The organism is Sinomonas flava (genome assembly GCF_039531875.1).
In the GTDB taxonomy this organism is placed as follows: domain Bacteria; phylum Actinomycetota; class Actinomycetes; order Actinomycetales; family Micrococcaceae; genus Sinomonas; species Sinomonas flava.
The window spans coordinates 567,649-584,225 of record NZ_BAAAQW010000005.1; the positions used below are offsets into that span (position 1 = coordinate 567,649).

General features: G+C 70.1%; 17 protein-coding genes and 1 tRNA gene. 13 read left to right on the plus strand and 5 right to left on the minus strand.

Annotation, left to right across the window (positions count from 1 at the left end; translation table 11 throughout):
- The first annotated feature begins 12 nt into the window (after nucleotides 1-12).
- The 5 genes from ABD298_RS10995 to ABD298_RS11015 all read left to right on the plus strand — a co-directional run bounded on the left by ABD298_RS10995 (nucleotide 13) and on the right by ABD298_RS11015 (nucleotide 4,349).
- Nucleotides 13-654: a CDP-alcohol phosphatidyltransferase family protein gene (locus ABD298_RS10995; protein ID WP_344299801.1), complete on the plus strand. Its 642-nt coding sequence runs from the start codon at nucleotides 13-15 to the stop codon at nucleotides 652-654.
- Nucleotides 654-1,589 carry a DMT family transporter gene (locus ABD298_RS11000; protein WP_344299725.1) on the plus strand — a complete coding sequence of 312 codons (936 nt, stop codon included), beginning with the start codon at nucleotides 654-656 and terminating at the stop codon, nucleotides 1,587-1,589. The genes ABD298_RS10995 and ABD298_RS11000 overlap by 1 nt, the downstream gene beginning before the upstream one ends.
- A gap of 68 nt (nucleotides 1,590-1,657) precedes the next feature.
- Nucleotides 1,658-2,884, plus strand: a complete 1,227-nt coding sequence (locus ABD298_RS11005) for a glycosyltransferase (protein ID WP_344299802.1) — start codon at nucleotides 1,658-1,660, stop codon at nucleotides 2,882-2,884.
- 85 nt (nucleotides 2,885-2,969) lie between these two features.
- Nucleotides 2,970-3,043, plus strand: a tRNA-Ile gene (locus ABD298_RS11010).
- 121 nt (nucleotides 3,044-3,164) lie between these two features.
- On the plus strand, nucleotides 3,165-4,349 hold the full coding sequence (locus tag ABD298_RS11015; protein WP_344299727.1) for an acyl-CoA dehydrogenase family protein: 1,185 nt from the start codon (nucleotides 3,165-3,167) through the stop codon (nucleotides 4,347-4,349).
- A 69-nt stretch (nucleotides 4,350-4,418) separates the two neighbouring features.
- Here the strand turns inward: ABD298_RS11015 and ABD298_RS11020 are convergent, their stop codons facing one another.
- Nucleotides 4,419-4,946 carry a M23 family metallopeptidase gene (locus ABD298_RS11020; protein WP_344299728.1) on the minus strand — a complete coding sequence of 176 codons (528 nt, stop codon included), beginning with the start codon at nucleotides 4,944-4,946 and terminating at the stop codon, nucleotides 4,419-4,421.
- A 503-nt stretch (nucleotides 4,947-5,449) separates the two neighbouring features.
- On the opposite strand from ABD298_RS11020, the gene rpsB reads away from it, so the two are divergent.
- The 6 genes from rpsB to ABD298_RS11050 all read left to right on the plus strand — a co-directional run bounded on the left by rpsB (nucleotide 5,450) and on the right by ABD298_RS11050 (nucleotide 10,481).
- Nucleotides 5,450-6,346 carry a 30S ribosomal protein S2 gene (rpsB, locus tag ABD298_RS11025; RefSeq protein ID WP_344299729.1) on the plus strand — a complete coding sequence of 299 codons (897 nt, stop codon included), beginning with the start codon at nucleotides 5,450-5,452 and terminating at the stop codon, nucleotides 6,344-6,346.
- A 128-nt stretch (nucleotides 6,347-6,474) separates the two neighbouring features.
- Complete coding sequence (gene tsf / locus ABD298_RS11030) at nucleotides 6,475-7,311, plus strand: translation elongation factor Ts (protein WP_208712148.1); 837 nt, start codon at nucleotides 6,475-6,477, stop codon at nucleotides 7,309-7,311.
- A gap of 136 nt (nucleotides 7,312-7,447) precedes the next feature.
- Complete coding sequence (gene pyrH, locus ABD298_RS11035) at nucleotides 7,448-8,236, plus strand: UMP kinase (protein ID WP_208712149.1); 789 nt, start codon at nucleotides 7,448-7,450, stop codon at nucleotides 8,234-8,236.
- A 100-nt stretch (nucleotides 8,237-8,336) separates the two neighbouring features.
- Nucleotides 8,337-8,894 carry a ribosome recycling factor gene (gene frr, locus ABD298_RS11040; protein ID WP_344299730.1) on the plus strand — a complete coding sequence of 186 codons (558 nt, stop codon included), beginning with the start codon at nucleotides 8,337-8,339 and terminating at the stop codon, nucleotides 8,892-8,894.
- On the plus strand, nucleotides 8,894-9,850 hold the full coding sequence (locus ABD298_RS11045) for a phosphatidate cytidylyltransferase (protein ID WP_344299731.1): 957 nt from the start codon (nucleotides 8,894-8,896) through the stop codon (nucleotides 9,848-9,850). Before frr ends, ABD298_RS11045 begins: the two co-directional genes overlap by 1 nt.
- A gap of 19 nt (nucleotides 9,851-9,869) precedes the next feature.
- Nucleotides 9,870-10,481, plus strand: coding sequence for a DivIVA domain-containing protein (locus ABD298_RS11050; RefSeq protein ID WP_208712152.1), 612 nt, complete (start codon nucleotides 9,870-9,872; stop codon nucleotides 10,479-10,481).
- 62 nt (nucleotides 10,482-10,543) lie between these two features.
- On the opposite strand, the gene ABD298_RS11055 is transcribed toward ABD298_RS11050, so the two are convergent.
- The 4 genes from ABD298_RS11055 to ABD298_RS11070 are packed head-to-tail and all read right to left on the minus strand — an operon-like array spanning nucleotide 10,544 to nucleotide 14,410.
- Entirely contained in the window at nucleotides 10,544-12,040 is a 1,497-nt protein-coding gene (locus ABD298_RS11055) for a sodium/solute symporter (RefSeq protein ID WP_344299732.1), read from the minus strand.
- Nucleotides 12,037-12,450 (minus strand): hypothetical protein, encoded by a 414-nt coding sequence (locus ABD298_RS11060; RefSeq protein ID WP_344299733.1) that lies wholly within the window; start codon nucleotides 12,448-12,450, stop codon nucleotides 12,037-12,039. The genes ABD298_RS11055 and ABD298_RS11060 overlap by 4 nt, the downstream gene beginning before the upstream one ends.
- Nucleotides 12,447-13,178 carry a LytR/AlgR family response regulator transcription factor gene (locus tag ABD298_RS11065; protein ID WP_344299734.1) on the minus strand — a complete coding sequence of 244 codons (732 nt, stop codon included), beginning with the start codon at nucleotides 13,176-13,178 and terminating at the stop codon, nucleotides 12,447-12,449. The genes ABD298_RS11060 and ABD298_RS11065 overlap by 4 nt, the downstream gene beginning before the upstream one ends.
- Nucleotides 13,179-13,183: 5 nt before the next feature.
- Nucleotides 13,184-14,410, minus strand: a complete 1,227-nt coding sequence (locus tag ABD298_RS11070) for a sensor histidine kinase (RefSeq protein ID WP_344299735.1) — start codon at nucleotides 14,408-14,410, stop codon at nucleotides 13,184-13,186.
- 172 nt (nucleotides 14,411-14,582) lie between these two features.
- Between ABD298_RS11070 and ABD298_RS11075 the strand changes: the two genes are divergently transcribed.
- On the plus strand, nucleotides 14,583-14,978 hold the full coding sequence (locus tag ABD298_RS11075) for a DUF485 domain-containing protein (protein ID WP_344299736.1): 396 nt from the start codon (nucleotides 14,583-14,585) through the stop codon (nucleotides 14,976-14,978).
- Nucleotides 14,975-16,577: solute symporter family protein (locus tag ABD298_RS11080; protein ID WP_344299737.1), on the plus strand; the 1,603-nt coding region annotated here is incomplete at its 3' end. The genes ABD298_RS11075 and ABD298_RS11080, both read left to right, overlap by 4 nt.

Below are 16,577 nucleotides of genomic sequence, written 5' to 3' on the forward strand. Positions count from 1 at the left end.
GCACCCGGCATGATGAGGATCTTCGGGGCGGGCGCCAGGCCCGGCCGGGAGCAGATCGACCACGACCGGGTCGTGACCGTCCCCAACGTGCTCACGGTGGTCCGCTTCCTGGGCGTTCCGCTGTTCATGTGGCTCGTCCTGGCCCAGAAGGAGTACGGCTGGGCAGTCGTCGTGCTCGCCGTCATGGGCAGCACCGACTGGGTCGACGGCTATGTCGCCCGTCGATTCGACCAGGCCTCCAAGCTGGGCCGCGTGCTGGACCCTGCCGCCGACCGCCTCGCGCTGATCGCGGTGGCGGTCACGCTGGTGCTCGCCGGCGTCGTCCTGTGGTGGTACCTGGCCGCGCTGCTCGTCCCGGACCTCGTGCTGGGCATCTCGTCGCTGTTCTACTTCCGCAGCCACCCCGACCTCCCTGTCTCCCGCGTGGGCAAGGTCCGTACGGCCCTGCTGCTCGCAGGGACACCGCTGCTGGTCCTGTCCAAGCTCGCCATTCCCGGCGCAGCGGCGTATGCCGTGATCGCGTGGATCCTCTTGGCGCTCGGACTGGTGGGGCACTGGATCGCTGCTGTGAACTACTTCCGCGCCATCGTCCGGAAGGGGCGCCCCGTCCGCACGGGACGCCTTGAGGACCGTGACGGCGAGGCGGGCCACTGATGGTATGGCTCGCCGTCTTCCTCGCGGTCCTGGGCGCGTTCTTCCTGGCGTTCGGCGCTCAACGCCAGGGCAGTGCCGTGAAGGCCGACATGGGAGGCCTCTCACTCAGCTCCCGCAGTGCCCTGAGGCTGATCCGCAACCCGCGATGGATCTTCGGCCTGCTGCTCCTGGCGATGGGAATGGGGTGCAACATGATTGCCCTCGTCTCCGCGCCGCTCACCGTCGTCCAGCCGATCGGGGCGATCGCGCTCGTGATCACCACGGTTGTGAACTCCAAGGACCAGGGCATCACGCTCAACCGGCCCACCGTCGTCGCGATATCGTCCTGCGTGACCGGGTCCGCGCTCTTCGTACTCCTCGCCGTCAACGCCACGGTCGAGAACCACAATGTCGAACCGGACGAGGAACTGGCGATCGTGCTCCTCCTCGCCCTCACCGTCGGCATCTTCGGCACCCTCGCGGCGACGCTCCGGCACCGCATGGGCGCGTTCGTCTACATCATCGGCGCGGGAGTCCTCTTCGGCTTCGTCGCGGTGCTCACCCGGATCATCGGCCGCGACCTCTTGGACCCCAACGGGCAGTTCCTGCTGAACGTCCAGTGGTACTCCGTTCTCGCCATCGTCGCCGCGGGCGGCCTCGGGTCGTGGTTCGTCCAGAGCGCGTACTCGTCGGGTCCGCCCGATCTCGTGATTGCGGGGCTGACGGTGGTGGACCCCATTGTCGGCATCGCGATCGGCATCACGATCCTCGGTGAGCTGCGACCCGATGTCCCAGCCGTGCTGGCCGTTGCCATGGCCGCTGCCGCCGTCGTTGCTATCGTGGGGGTCATTGCCCTGTCCCGGCACCACCCGGAGGTCGCGAAGCGGAGGAAGGACGCCGCGCGCGAGCTCCGCGGGGGCGGCGGGCCGGAGGCGCGATCCCACACCGGCGGCTGATGTCCACCGTGCCGCCGGGCACGCGGACCGGAACCGCCGGACCGCCCGACCAGGAGACCATCGTGACGATGCCTGACCCCGAGACGGAACCGACACAGAACCCCCGAAGCAACGGCACCAGGCCCCTGACGATCCTCATCGGCGCAGACACCTATCCGCCGCACGTCAACGGAGCTGCCCAGTTCGGCTACCGGCTCGCGAAGGGCATGACGGCGCGCGGCCACAACGTGCACGTGGTGGCGGTCCGCGCGGAGAAGGGCAGGAGCTTCACCGAGACCCGCCCCGAGGCAGTGGTGCACAGGCTCCGCTCCCACTCAGTGCCCACGCACGAGTACTTCCGCATCGTCTTCCCCTGGGAGGTCAAGAAGGAGATCTCCCTGCTGTTCGACCACGTGCAGCCCGATGTCGTGCACATCCAGAGCCACTACATGATCGGCGAACACGTCCTCTATGAGGCGGTCAAGCGCGGCATCCGGGTCATCGCGACCAATCACTTCATGCCGGAGAACCTCAACCCGTTCCTGCCCTTTCCGCAGTGGTTCCGCGACATCGTGGGACGCATCTCCTGGAAGGACATGGGCAAGGTCATGGGGCAGGCCGACGTCGTCACGACTCCCACGCCGCTGGCCGCGAAGGCCATGCGCGACCACGCGTTCCTGCGCGAGGTGATGCCGCTCTCCAACGGGATTGATGTCTCCGCCTACGAGCCACGACCGGGGGAAGCGGTCGAGAAGAACCCGTACCCCACCGTCCTCTTCACCGGTCGGCTCGCCGAGGAGAAGCACATCGACGTCCTCATCGAGGCCATCGCGAAGACGCCCGCCGAACTTGACGTCCACCTCGAGATCGTCGGCGGGGGAGAGGTTCGCCCGGCCCTCGAGCAGCTTGTGGACCGACTCGGCGTCCGCTCCCGCGTCAGGTTCCTGGGCCTCGCGCCCGACGAGGAGCTGCGGCTCGCCTACCTCAGAGCCGACGCCTTCTGCATGCCGGGGACGGCCGAGCTCCAGTCGCTCGTGACGCTGGAGGCAATGAGCGCGTCGACGCCGGTGGTCCTCGCGGATGCCATGGCGCTCCCGCACCTGGTCGAGGACGGCGTGAATGGCTACCTCTTCCGCCCGAACGACAGTGACGATCTGGCGGAGAAGCTCACCGCCGTGCTTGCCCAGCCTGCCGAGGACCTCCGCCGGATGGGAGCGGAGAGCCATCGGATGGTCCAGAAGCACGGCATCAAGGCCACTATGGACACGTTCGAAGCGCTCTACCGCGGGGCCGACACGGCGGAGGACCTCGGCTAAACCGAGTGCCGATCCCACCGGCGCTGCTACGCAGAGGCGTACCCACCGGGGCACTAGGATGGAGAAGTCCCGGACGCCGGGACGGGGGGCGTTAGCTCAGCCGGTTAGAGCAGGGGACTCATAATCCCTTGGTCGTGGGTTCAAGTCCCACACGCCCTACCTTGAGGGGCTCGGAACACTGCGTTCCGGGCCCCTTCTGCGTCTTCCGGGTTGTCAGCGAAGGGGATCGAGGATAAGTTACTCGTCAGTAACTAATCGTGGTAGCCCCCTGGAGGATCTCGTGGCGCACACCGGCCCTGCTTCCCTGCCCTACGCGGACGGCGACTTCTACTCGTTCGAGGCCCTCCTGTCGCAGAAGGAGCGCGACCGGCTGCACGAGGTGCGGGAGTGGCTCGGGCGAGAGGTCCGTCCCATTGCCGTCGACTGCTGGAACCGAGCCGAGTTTCCCCACGACATCGTCCCGAAGATCGCCGAGCTCGATGTGGTGAGCCCGATCCGCCGCCAGGGCCACTCCCAGCTCCTCGCAGGCCTCACGCATGCGGAGTTCACGCGCGCAGATGCCTCCATCGCCACGTTCTTGGGCGTCCACGACGGGCTCTTCACCGGCACGCTCGAGCTCCTCGCATCCGCCGAGCAGCAGGCGGAATGGCTGCCCGACGCGTACTCGCTCGAGAAGATCGGCGCCTTCGGGCTCACCGAGCCCCTCGGCGGCTCGGACGTCGCCCGCGGCATCCGCACCACGGCACGGCGCGAGGGCGATGTCTGGGTTCTCGACGGGGCCAAGCGGTGGATCGGGAACGCAACCTTCGCCGACTGGGTCGTGGTCTTCGCCCGCGACGAGGCGGACCACGAGGTCAAGGGCTTCATGGTCGACACGACCCTGCCGGGATTCCGCGCCACCCGGATTGAGAACAAGATCTCCCTCCGGACCGTCCAGAACGCAGATGTCGCACTCGAGGGCGTGCGCGTCCCCGCCGACTTCCGGCTCGCGCATGCCAACAGCTTCCGGGACGTCAACAAGGTCCTCAAGGTCACACGGCTCGCGGTGGCCTGGCAGGCTGTCGGCCTCCAGATGGCGGCCTTCGACGTGGCCCGCCGCTACACGCTCGCCCGCGAGCAGTTCGGTCGATCGCTTGCCTCCTTCCAGCTGGTGCAGGACCAGCTGGTCACGATTCTCGGCAACACCGTGGCCTCCCTCGGCATGATGGTTCGCCTCGCCCAGCTCGAGGAGGCTGGCCAGGCCCGGGACGAGCAGTCGGCTCTGGCGAAGGCCTTCACGACCTCACGCATGCGCGAGTCGGTGGCCCTGGGGCGCGGGCTCCTCGGCGGGAACGGCATCGTCACCGACTATGAGATGGCCAAGGTCTTCGCCGACGCCGAGGCGATCTACTCCTACGAGGGCACGCACGAGGTGAACACGCTGGTCGCGGGACGGGCCATCACCGGTCACTCCGCCATCGTCTGAGGCCTGGCGGCGCCTTCCGCCAGCAGGGGCCATCCCGCGGCCAGGTCCGCCCCAAGCGGCACTGAGCGCTCACGGCGGACCGGCCCACGGCAGGAGGACCGAAGGCCTGCGGTCCTCGACGAACTGAAGCGGGTCGACGTACTCGTCTCCGCGCCTGACGCCCCAGTGGAGGCAGGCAGCGGGAGCGCAGTGGCCGACTTCTGCCGGCTCCAGAGTGCCGAGCGGCGTCTCCTTCTCCACCTCGACCCCGAGCGCCAAGGGGCTGTCTACCGGCTCGAAGCTGCTCCTGAGGCCGTCGCCGTGGTCGATGGTCACTACCGGCCGGTCCACGACCCAGCCGACGAACACGACGGTTCCCGGGGCCGGAGCACGTACCGTCGCGCCAGCGGAGGCCGCCAGGTCCACGCCGCGGTGGCCGCTCAGCCAGGGGCGCTCCGGAGGGTCGAAGGGATGCACGACTGCGGGTCGCGGCTCAAGCGGCCACGACCACGACGCTTGGGGAGCCTGCGCCTCGACCGGGTGCGGAGCCGCGGGCGCGGCGCCGAGGAGTGCAGCGGCGAGCAGCAGGAGGGGCACGATGCGGGGGGTCAGCCTCATGGCCCCAGCCTTCCCTCCGGCAGGCCTCCCCGCCCGCGCGACCTAGACCATGTGGACGACACGCCGGTGCCGCGGCCTGTGGAGGGCAAATGACCTCATCGAGGCCTGGTTCCCTTGGGGAGGGCGCCGCGGAAAATGGCGGAGCGGGCCGGGGATCGGCGGGCCGGAGGGCGCGGCCCCTGTAGTACACTGGGAACCGCGGCTTGTCGCGCCTCCTTTGCTGTGCCACGATCCCCATTAAGGGGTGAGTGTCCCGGCGGTGGCGCGAGGGCCGACTCCGCGCATCCAGCGCGCTTCCCCATGTGTCAAGTGCCCTTCGGCCAGAGGATGGGGGTGCGCACTGCACGTCTGACGGTCCGCCTCGGCGGCTCGGGCAGGCAGGGGGTGCCAGGGGCGCGCGGCCAACCCAGGCCGAACGTCGTCAACAACCGTCAACTATGGCAGGGGCAAGGGCCGCCGCGAGGCGCTCTCGTAAAAGAAGACCTGCCGGAAGGAGCGTCGGCATGCCCGTCGTTACCATGCGCCAGCTGCTCGACAGCGGCGTCCACTTCGGTCACCAGACCCGCCGTTGGAACCCGAAGATGAAGCGCTTCATCTTCACCGAGCGCAACGGCATCTACATCATCGACCTCCAGCAGTCGCTGTCCTACATCGACCGCGCCTACGAGTTCGTCAAGGCCACCGTTGCCCACGGCGGCACCGTGCTCTTCGTCGGCACCAAGAAGCAGGCCCAGGAGGCCATCGCCGAGCAGGCCACGCGCGTCGGCCAGCCGTTCGTCAACCAGCGCTGGCTGGGCGGCATGCTCACCAACTTCTCCACCGTTGCCAAGCGCATCCAGCGCCTCAAGGAGCTCGAGGAGATCGACTTCGAGGACGTGGCCGGTTCGGGCCGCACCAAGAAGGAACTCCTCATCCTCGAGCGCGAGAAGGACAAGCTCGAGAAGACCCTTGGCGGCATCCGCAACCTCACCCGCACCCCGTCGGTGCTGTGGATCGTGGACACCAAGAAGGAGCACCTCGCGGTCGACGAGGCCAAGAAGCTCGGCATCCCGGTCGTGGCGATCCTCGACACGAACTGCGATCCCGACGAGGTCGACTTCCCGATCCCGGGCAACGACGACGCCATCCGCTCCGTGAACCTGCTCACCCGTGTCGTCGCCGACGCCGTCGCTGAGGGCCTCATCGCCCGCACGAACCGCGCCGCCGGCAACGAGGGCGCCCAGGCCGAGCCGCTCGCCGAGTGGGAGCGCGAGCTCCTCGAGGGTCAGAAGGCCGAGGCTGCTCCCGCCGAGGCTGCTCCCGCCGAGGCTGCTCCCGCCGAGGCCGCTCCCGCCGAGGCCGCTCCCGCCGAGGCCGCTGCTGAGGCTCCTGCCGAGGCTGCCGGCGAGTCCGCCGAGTAACTCGATCCACGAATTCTCCGTGACCCCCGGGACACGGAGGCCGCCGCGAGGATGGCGCCCCCTGCGTCAGGGGGTGCCATCCTCGCGGCCGGAAGAGAACTGCAGAACAACTGACGTAAGGGGTTCACATGGCGAACTACACTGCTGCTGACATCAAGGCCCTGCGCGAGCGCACCGGTGCCGGCATGATGGACGTCAAGAAGGCTCTCGACGAGGCCAACGGCGATTCCGAGAAGGCCATCGAGATCATCCGCATCAAGGGCCTCAAGGGTGCCACCAAGCGCGAGGGTCGCTCCACCGCCGAGGGCCTCGTTGCCGCCAAGGTCGAGAACGGCGTCGGCGTCATGGTCGAGGTCAACTGCGAGACCGACTTCGTGGCCAAGTCCGCCAAGTTCATCGAGCTCGCCGACAAGGTCCTGGCTACGGCCGTCGCCTCCGGTGCCGCCGACCTCGATGCGCTCCTGGCCGCCGACGTCGAGGGCAAGCCGCTGAGCGAGTTCGTCGTCGAGGAGGGCGCCGTCCTCGGTGAGAAGGTCGCCGTCCGCCGGATCGCCCGCATCGAGGGCAAGACGGTCGATGCCTACCTCCACAAGACGTCCAAGGACCTCCCGGCCCAGGTCGGCGTCCTGTTCGCCGTCGATGGCGAGGGCGAGGCCGCCCAGACGGCCGCGCACGACGTCGCGGTGCACGTGGCCGCGATGGCCCCGAACTACCTCCGCCGTGAGGACGTCCCGGCCGACCTCGTCGAGTCGGAGCGCCGCATCGCCGAGGAGACCGCCAAGGCCGAGGGCAAGCCGGAGGCCGCCATGACGAAGATCGTCGAAGGCCGCGTGACCGGCTTCTACAAGGGCGAGGTCCTCCTCGACCAGGCGTTCGCCAAGGACGCCAAGAAGTCCGTCGGCCAGGTGCTCTCCGAGGCGGGTGTCGAGGCGACCGCCGTCGCCCGCTTCCGCGTCGGCGCCTAGCACTCCCGTAGAGGGGCGGCCACTTCGGTGGCCGCCCCTTTGCTGTGCCGACCATGGCGTGTCACGCTCACGCCCAGCCCGTGCCGCTACTCTAGACCAAGGCCTTTCGCCCACGTTCGCCCGAGGGGACTCACTCATGGATACCGTTCAGACCACCGACGCCGACCTCGCCCCCTCCGCCTTCCCCGAGCCGGATGCCCGGGACAGCGATCCCCGCCCGCAGCGGCGCCGACGCGTGCTGCTCAAGCTCTCCGGAGAGGTGTTCGGCGGCGGCAAGCTCGGCGTCGACCCGGCCACCGTCCGGGGGATCGCAGACCAGATCGCCGCGGCGGTCGACGACGTCGAGATCGCCATCGTGGTCGGGGGCGGCAACTTCTTCCGCGGCGCCGAGCTCTCCCTGTCCGGGATGGACCGCTCGCGCGCGGACTACATGGGCATGCTCGGCACGGTGATGAACTGCCTCGCCCTCCAGGACTTCCTCGAGCAGGCGGGCGTCGAGACCCGCGTCCAGAGCGCCATCACGATGGGCCAGGTCGCGGAGGCCTACATCCCGCGCCGCGCCATCCGGCACATGGAGAAGGGGCGGGTCGTGATCTTCGGTGCCGGGGCCGGCCTGCCGTACTTCTCCACCGATACCGTCGCGGCCCAGCGCGCGCTCGAGGTGCACGCCGACGTCGTGCTCATGGCCAAGAGCGGGGTCGACGGCGTCTACACCGCCGATCCGAAGAAGGACCCCACTGCCGAGAAGCTCGACCGGCTCACCTACGACGACGCCCTGCGCCGCGACATCCGTGTCATGGACCAGACCGCCATGACCATGTGCAAGGACAACAAGCTGGACATGGTTGTCTTCGGCATGGAGGGCGAAGGCAACGTCACGAAGGCCATCCGCGGCGACAGCCTCGGCACGCTCGTGACCGTCTAAGCAGGACCCCTTCCTCGCGGCTAGGATGTTCCTAGCCCAGCGGCCGGGCATCGTCCCGGCCGCACCCTGAGCTGCAACGATTCCCTTCTAGGAGACAGACGTGATCGAAGAGACCCTGCTCGAAGCCACCGACAAGATGGAGAAGGCCGTCGAGGTGGCCAAGGAGGACTTCGCGTCGATCCGCACCGGCCGTGCCAACCCCGCCCTCTACGCGAAGGTGATGGTGGACTACTACGGCACTCCCACGCCGCTGCAGCAGCTCGCCTCCTTCCAGGTCTCCGATGCCCGCACGATCCTCATCACGCCCTACGACAAGAGCGCCCTGCGCGAGGTCGAGAAGGCGCTGAGCGACTCGGAGGTCGGCGCCAACCCGTCCAACGACGGCAATGTGATCCGCGTGGTGCTTCCGGAGCTCACCCAGGAGCGCCGCAAGGAGTACGTCAAGATCGTCAAGGGCAAGGGCGAGGACGCGAAGGTCTCCATCCGCAGTATCCGCCGCAAGGCCAAGGAGTCGCTCGACAAGCTCGTCAAGGACGGCGAGGTCGGCGAGGACGACGGCGTGCGCGGGGAGAAGGAGCTCGACGCCCTGACTAAGAAGCATGTCGACGCGGTCGACGAGCTCGTCAAGCGCAAGGAATCGGAACTCCTCGAGGTCTGATGAGCGCCCCGCATCCCGAGGTGCCGGCGTCCGGGCCTTCCGCACAGGGCGGCCCGGACCTTGGCGACCCCCGGGCGCGGAAGGCCCTGCGGGCCGCGAGGGTCTCGCGCGCCGGACGCAACCTGCCGGCCGCAGTCGCCGTCGGCCTGGTGCTCCTGGCCGCGCTCCTCGCGGGCCTGTTCCTGTGGCCCCTGGGCTTCCTGCTCATCGCCCTGACGGCGGTGCTGCTCGGCTCGTGGGAGGTCTCCCGGGCCCTCGAGGCACACGGCACGCACGTGCCGATCGTCCCTGTCATGGCCGCGACCTTCGCCATCCCCGTGGCGGCGTACTTCGGCGGTCAGGAGGCGCAGCTGTTCACCCTCGTGCTCGGATGCGCGGCGGTGCTCCTGTGGCAGAGCCTCGAACACCTGGAGGGCGCCGCCAAGAGCGTCTTTGCGGGCGTGTTCGTGATCCTGTGGGTCCCCTTCCTCGTGGGGTACGCGGTCCTGCCGCTGCATGACGCGCCGGTCCCGCCGGGCTTTGGCCTGTGGCCGGGAGGTGTGGTCCCCGCCGGCACGCTCCAGCTCGTGCTCACGCTCCTGCTGGTGGTGGCCAACGACACGTTCGGCTACATCGTCGGTGCCAGCATCGGGAAGCATCCGATGGCGCCGAAGATCAGTCCGAAGAAGTCCTGGGAGGGCTTCGCCGGCTCAGCCGCCGGCGCGATCGTGGTGGGGGTCCTCGGGGCCGTGCTGCTCCTGGGCAGGCCATGGTGGTTCGGCGTCGTCCTCGCCGTCGTCATGGTCGCCGCCTCGACGGCGGGCGACCTCGCGGAGTCCATGGTCAAGCGGGAGCTGGGGATCAAGGACATGAGCAGCATCCTCCCGGGCCATGGCGGCATGATGGACAGGCTCGATTCGATCCTGTTCGCGACGCCGGCGGCGTACCTCGTGTTCGCGCTGGTGCCGGGTTCCTAGTGGGCGAGCAGGAGGCATGATGGAGCTAGTCAACAGAAGGGGAGGACGCGGCACCGTGGCGCACACCGACGACAGCGCTGCTGCAGGCTTCGACCGGGTGGGGCGCGGCGACCTCGGGTACAGCCCGAAGCAGGTGGAGAAGTTCATGGCCGCCGCACGCGCCTACCTGGAGGACTCCTCGGCACCCGCCGTGACAAGCCACCAAGTACGCATGGTGTCCTTCGACGCCGTCCGCGGGGGCTTCGACGCGAGCGAGGTCGACGCCGCGCTCGACCGCCTCGAGGACGCGTTCGCGCGGCGTGAGCGCGAGGAGCTCATCGAGCGCTCGGGCGAGGAGGCCTGGCTCAGGGAGATCGGCCAGCTCGCGGGAGTCCTGCGGGGCCGGCTGGCGAGGCATGACGGCGAGCGCTTCCGCCGCCCGAGCAGCCAGAAGGCGCCCTCGTACCAGGTCCAGGACGTCGACGCCCTCTGCGTGCGGCTCCTCGACTACCTCGAGAACGGCTCCCCGATGAGCGCCGACGAGGTGCGCACCGCCGTCTTCCGCACGGTGACGGGGCAGGAAGGCTACGAGGAGACCCAGGTCGACGCGTTCCTCGACCGCGTGGTCGAGCTCATGGCCGCCATCGACTGACGCCGGGACAGTCCGGGCGCGAAGCGGCCCGGCGTGGGCGCAGCCCGGCGTGGGCGGCGCGGTCAGTCGGCCGGTTCGGGCGAGTGGATCCGCACGAGGAAGCGGTCCGCCCCGCGGGGGACGCGCCGCCGGCTGGCGCGCGACACGATCGCCATGACGGCGAACGCGAGGGGAACGGTCCACGCCGCGGGCTGGGCGCACAGCGCCGCGGCGACCTTCACGCTGGGATCGACGGGACCGCTGGCAGCCGCCGCAGCGCCGAGCACCCCGGAGGCGACGAGTGCGCCCCCGCACGCGAGGGCGCCCGTCACCATCCCGGCGACCGCGCCGACGGTCGTGAGCCGGCGCCACCAGATCCCGAGGACGAGCAGGGGGCAGATCGTCGAGGCGGTGAAGGCGAACACGAGCCCGACGCTGCCGGCGAGGGCCTGCGGGCCTGCGCTGAGCGCCGCGACGAGCGGGACGAGAGCGGACAGCGCCGCAGCCGCGCGGAACCCGCGTACGTTGCCGCCGAAGAACTCCTGGCTGATGACGCCGGCGACGGACACGAGCAGGCCCGACGTGGTCGACAGGAACGCCGCCATGGCCCCGGCCAGCACGAGCGCCGAGAGGGCCGTCCCGAGTGGCCCCGGCACGAGGCGCTGCGGCAGCAGGATCGCGAGGGCGTCCCCCTCGCCGGCCAGCTCCGGCGCGGCGAGGCGGCCCAGGACCCCGAACGTGGTCGGGAACACGTAGAACACCGACAGCAGCCCGAGCACGATCACCGTGGTCCTGCGCGCGGTGCGCCCGTCGGGGTTGGTGTAGAAGCGCACGAGGACGTGGGGGAGCCCGAGGGTCCCGAAGAGCAGGGCGACCATGAGCGAGACGGTGCGGTAGCCGCCGTCGGGCGTGCCGAGCTGGTACGGGATGGCCTCGAGCGCGGAGGGGTCCGACGACGGCTCCACGCCCTGGCCCGCGAAGTGCAGCGCGAGGAACACCGCCGGCACGGCGATGGCCGCGAGCTTGAGCCAGAACTGGAACGCCTGGACGAAGGTGATGGAGCGCATCCCGCCCAGCATGACGGCGAGCACGACGACGGCGACCACCGCCGCGGACCCGGTCCAGCCCGGCAGGCCCGTGGTGATGCGCACCGCCAGCGCGGCGCCCTGGAGCTGGGGCACGATGTACAGCCAGCCGATGAGCACGACGAGGACGCTGGTAGTGCGGCGCGCCGCGAGCGACCCGAGGCGTGCGGCGGCGAAGTCGGGCACGGTGTAGGCGCCGGACCGGCGCAGGGGGGCCGCGACGAAGAGGAGCAGCATGAGGAACCCGGCGGTGTACCCGACCGGGTACCAGAGCCCCGTCGCGCCGGTGACCATGATGAGGCCGGCGACGCCGAGGAAGCTCGCCGCCGAGAGGTACTCGCCCCCGATCGCCGAGGCGTTCCACCATGGTCGGACCGTCCGGGAGGCGACATAGAAGTCCCCCGTGGTGCGGGAGATCCGGAGCCCGTAGAAGCCCACGAGCACCGTCGCCGCGGCGACGAGCCCGATCGCGGAGAGCCCGATCGCGGGTGTCACGGGCGGTCCTCGAGGAGCTCGGCGTAGCGCTGCTCGTTCCGCGTGGCGGCGCGGTAGTACGCGATGCCGCAGACGACCGCAGCCGGGTACGGCAGGCCGCCGATGAGCAGCCACACGAGCGGCAGCCCGGGGAGCCACGGCAGCTGCGCGGCGAGCTCGGAGACCGCCCACACGGAACCGATCGCCGCGAGGAATGCGCCCGCGACGACGAGCGCGAGCCGCAGCTGCGAGCGCATCAGGGACCGCAGGACGACGCCGCCCACGTCCGACTGCTCGGCCACCTCGCGGGAGAGCGAGGGGGAGCGCGGGGCCGGCGCGGCGCTCGAGACCGGCGCCGTGACCCGGACCCGCTTGGAGCGGTCGACGGCGCGCATCGCCTCTGGGTCCTCCCGGCCCGGTGCGGTGCTCACGTCAGCGGCCTGATCCTGGTCGCCGCGAGCCGTTCGCGGAGCCCGGGCAGGAGCCGGCGGCTCACGGGCAGCTCTGCGCCGCCGGCGACCACGAACGGCTGCGGGCCCCCGAGCCTCAGCTGTTGCACCGCGTCCATGGCGACGAGGTAGGAGCGGTGGATGCGCACGAACCCGGCCGGGCCCCACTGCCGCTCGAGGTCGGTCAGCGGGACGCGCACGAGGTATGAGCCCTCCGGCGTGTGGAGGCGCGCGTAGTCGCCCTGTGCCTGGACGAACGCGACGTCGTCCCGCCTGATCATCCGGGTCACCCCTCCCTGCTCGACGGTGATGACCTCCGGCGCGGCGTCGGGGTGGGGGCGCGCGCCGTCGTGCTGGTCCACGATCCGCCCCACGCAGCGCTCGAGCCGCTCGGGCCGGACGGGCTTGAGGAGGTAGTCGACGGCGGCGAGGTCGAAGGCCTCGAGGGCATGGTCCTCGTCGGCGGTGACGAAGACGACCGCTGGGGGAGAGGCGAAGCGGGCGATGACTCGGGCGAGCTCGAGGCCTGTGAGGCCGGGCATGTGGATGTCGAGGAAGATCGCGTCCACGTCCTCGCGCTCGAGGACCTTGAGCGCCTCCGTCCCCGAGGTCGCCGTGTGGACCGTCGAGACGCGCTCGTCGCGGCCGAGGAGGTAGGAGAGCTCCTGGACGGCGGGCAGCTCGTCGTCGACGACGAGGGCGGTGATCATGCGCCTCAGTCTAGTGGCGGCCGCACGTCGTGCTGGGGCTGCGACTTGGGGATGCGCAGCGTGATGAGCGTGCCCTCCCCGGGGGCCGTCTCGACGACGAGGCCGTGGTCGTCGCCGTACACCTGGCGCAGGCGGGCGTCCACGTTCCGCAGCCCCACGTGCACTCCGCCGGCGTGCCCTGCGAGGACCTCTCGGAGCCGCTCGGGGTCCATGCCGGCGCCGTCGTCCTCGATCCGCACGATGGCCTCGTTCGGCGAGTCCTCCGCCGTGATCGAGATGTGCCCGACGCACTCCCGGGCCTCGAGCCCGTGGCGGACGGCGTTCTCGACGAGGGGCTGGAGGCTCAGGAACGGCACGACGGTTCCGAGCACCTCGGGCGCGATGCGCAGGCTCACCTGGAGCCGCTCGCCGAAGCGGGCCCGCTCGAGCAGGAGGTACCGGTCGATGCTCTTCAGCTCCTCGGCGAGGGTGGTGAAGTCTCCGTGGCGGCGGAACGAGTAGCGGGTGAAGTCGGCGAACTCGACGACGAGCTCCCGGGCGCGCGCGGGGTCGGTCAGGATGTAGGAGGCGATGGCATTGAGCGAGTTGTAGATGAAGTGCGGGCTGATCTGGGCCCGCAGCGCCCGCACCTCGGCCTCCATCAGGAGCGTCCTGGACCGGTCCAGCTCGGCGAGCTCGGCCTGGGTCGCGACCCAGTCGGCGACCTCGCCCGTGGCCCGCACCAGCCCGGCCCCCGCCCCCGGCGACGGCGAGAACGCCACGACGGTGCCGATCACGCGGTTCGCGGCACGCACCGGGGCGACCACCGCGCCGCGCACCGGGCAGTCGCGCTCGGTGCAGCCGGCGGCGGCGCAGTCCAGCTCGGCGTCGTCCACGACGCGCGTGCGGCCGGCAGCGAGGGTCTGCTGCGCGAGGGCCATGACGGTGCTCTGGTGTGCGCTCCCGGCGCCGTCCCACGCGATGAGCCGGGACTCGTCGGTGAGGGCCAGCGCCGGAGCGCCGAGCATCGAGCGCAGGTGTCCCGCTGCCTTCGCGGCGCCGTCCGGGTCGAGGCCGCCCCGCAGGTAACGGCCGGCCTGGGCGGCCGAGTGGAGGATCGTGTAGCTGGCGCGCTCCGCGTCGCTGCCGAAGTCCCTCCGCGAGCGCCCCACGCGCCAGGCGACGAGGGCCACGACGGCGCCCGCCACCAGCACGAGCGCGATGACCGCGAGCGAGAGCGCATCCTGGGACATGGAGCCAAGGCTATCCGCCGCTCGCCGTCGAGGGGGCGCCGTTCGGCGCACGCCCGCCTCCGCTGGGCGATGCAGGCGCGAAACCTCTGGAACGGCACTCCGGGCGCACGCGAGAGTGATGTGCATCACTCACATGCCGGGGCCGTGATCCCGGCCTCCCGAGGAGGATCCATTGGGCAATGACGCCTCGCGGGACGCGACGGCACAGGCCGCGCATCCCGACTTCCAGCTGGTCCAGTCCAGCGGAGAGTTCCGCGAACTGCGCAGGAGCCACCGCAGCTTCGTCTTCCCCCTCGCCGGAGCGTTCCTGCTCTGGTACTTCCTGTACGTGCTGCTGGCCGACTACGCGCACGACTTCATGTCCATCAAGGTCGCCGGGAACATCACCCTCGGACTCGTGCTGGGCCTGCTCCAGTTCGTGACCACCTTCGGGATCACCGCGTGGTACGTCCACCACGCCAACAAGAAGCTCGACCCGGCCGCGGAGGCGATCCGCAGCGAGATCGAGCACCACGACTTCGACGCCACGGCCCGCACCGCCTCGGCTGGAGAGGAGACCGCGCGATGAACCTCGCAGCCAACCTTCAGGAGAGCTCCTGGCTCAACATGGCGATCTTCGCCCTCTTCGTCGCGGTGACGATCGTGATCGTGCTGCGCGCCAGCAAGAACAACAAGACCGCCGCCGACTACTACGCGGGCGGCCGCTCCTTCACCGGAGGCCAGAACGGCACCGCCATCGCCGGCGACTACCTCTCGGCCGCCTCGTTCCTGGGCATCACCGGCGCGATCGCCGTCAACGGCTACGACGGCTTCCTGTACTCGATCGGGTTCCTCGTCGCGTGGCTCGTCGCGCTCCTGCTCGTCGCCGAGCTCCTGCGGAACACCGGCAAGTTCACCATGGCGGACGTGCTCTCGTTCCGCCTCCGCGAGAAGCCGGTCCGCATCGCGGCGGCCATCTCCACGCTCGCCGTGTGCTTCTTCTACCTCCTGGCCCAGATGGCCGGCGCAGGCGGGCTCATCGCCCTCCTCCTGGGCATCTCGGACTGGGCCGGCCAGTCCGTCGTGATCACGGTGGTCGGCGCCCTCATGATCATGTACGTGCTCCTCGGCGGCATGAAGGGCACCACCTGGGTGCAGATCATCAAGGCCGTCCTGCTCATCATCGGCGCCTTCGCCATGACCATCTGGGTCCTCGCGATCAACGGCTTCAACCTCTCCACCCTCCTCGGCAGCGCGGTCGAGGCGGCCGGCGCAGGCGGCGAGAAGATCCTCAACCCGGGCCTGCAGTACGGCAAGTCCGACACCTCCAAGCTGGACTTCATCTCCCTCGGGCTGGCCCTCGTGCTCGGCACCGCTGCCCTCCCGCACGTGCTCATGCGCTTCTACACCGTGCCCACCTCCAAGGAGGCCCGCAAGTCGGTCGTGTGGGCAATCTGGCTCATCGGCGCGTTCTACCTCTTCACCCTCGTCCTCGGCTACGGCGCCGCAGCCCTCATCGGCGCGGACGCGATCAAGGCCGCTCCGGGCGGCGTGAACTCGGCGGCCCCGCTGCTCGCGTTCCAGCTCGGCGGACCGCTCCTGCTGGGCTTCATCTCGGCGGTCGCGTTCGCAACGATCCTCGCCGTCGTCGCCGGCCTGACCATCACGGCAGCGGCGTCGTTCGCCCACGACATCTACGCCAACGTCCTCGCCAAGGGCAAGACCACCCCCGCCTCCGAGGTGAAGGTGGCCCGCCGTACTGTGATCGTGATCGGCATCTTCGCGATCATCGGCGGCATCTTCGCCAACGGCCAGAACGTGGCGTTCCTCGTGGCCCTCGCGTTCGCAGTCGCGGCGTCGGCCAACCTGCCCACGATCCTCTACTCGCTCTTCTGGAAGAAGTTCACCACCCAGGGCGCCCTGTGGAGCATCTACGGCGGCCTCGGCTCGGCGATCCTGCTCATCGCCTTCTCGCCGGTCGTCTCCGGCACGAAGACCTCGATGATCGCCGGCGCCAACTTCGCCTGGTTCCCGCTGAGCAACCCGGGCATCGTCTCGATCCCGCTCGCGTTCTTCCTCGGCTGGCTCGGCACCGTGCTCGACAAGCGGCGCGAGGACCCGGTCAAGCAGGCCGAGATGGAGGTCCGCTCCCTCACCGGCATCGGCGCGGAGAAGGCGGTCTCGCACT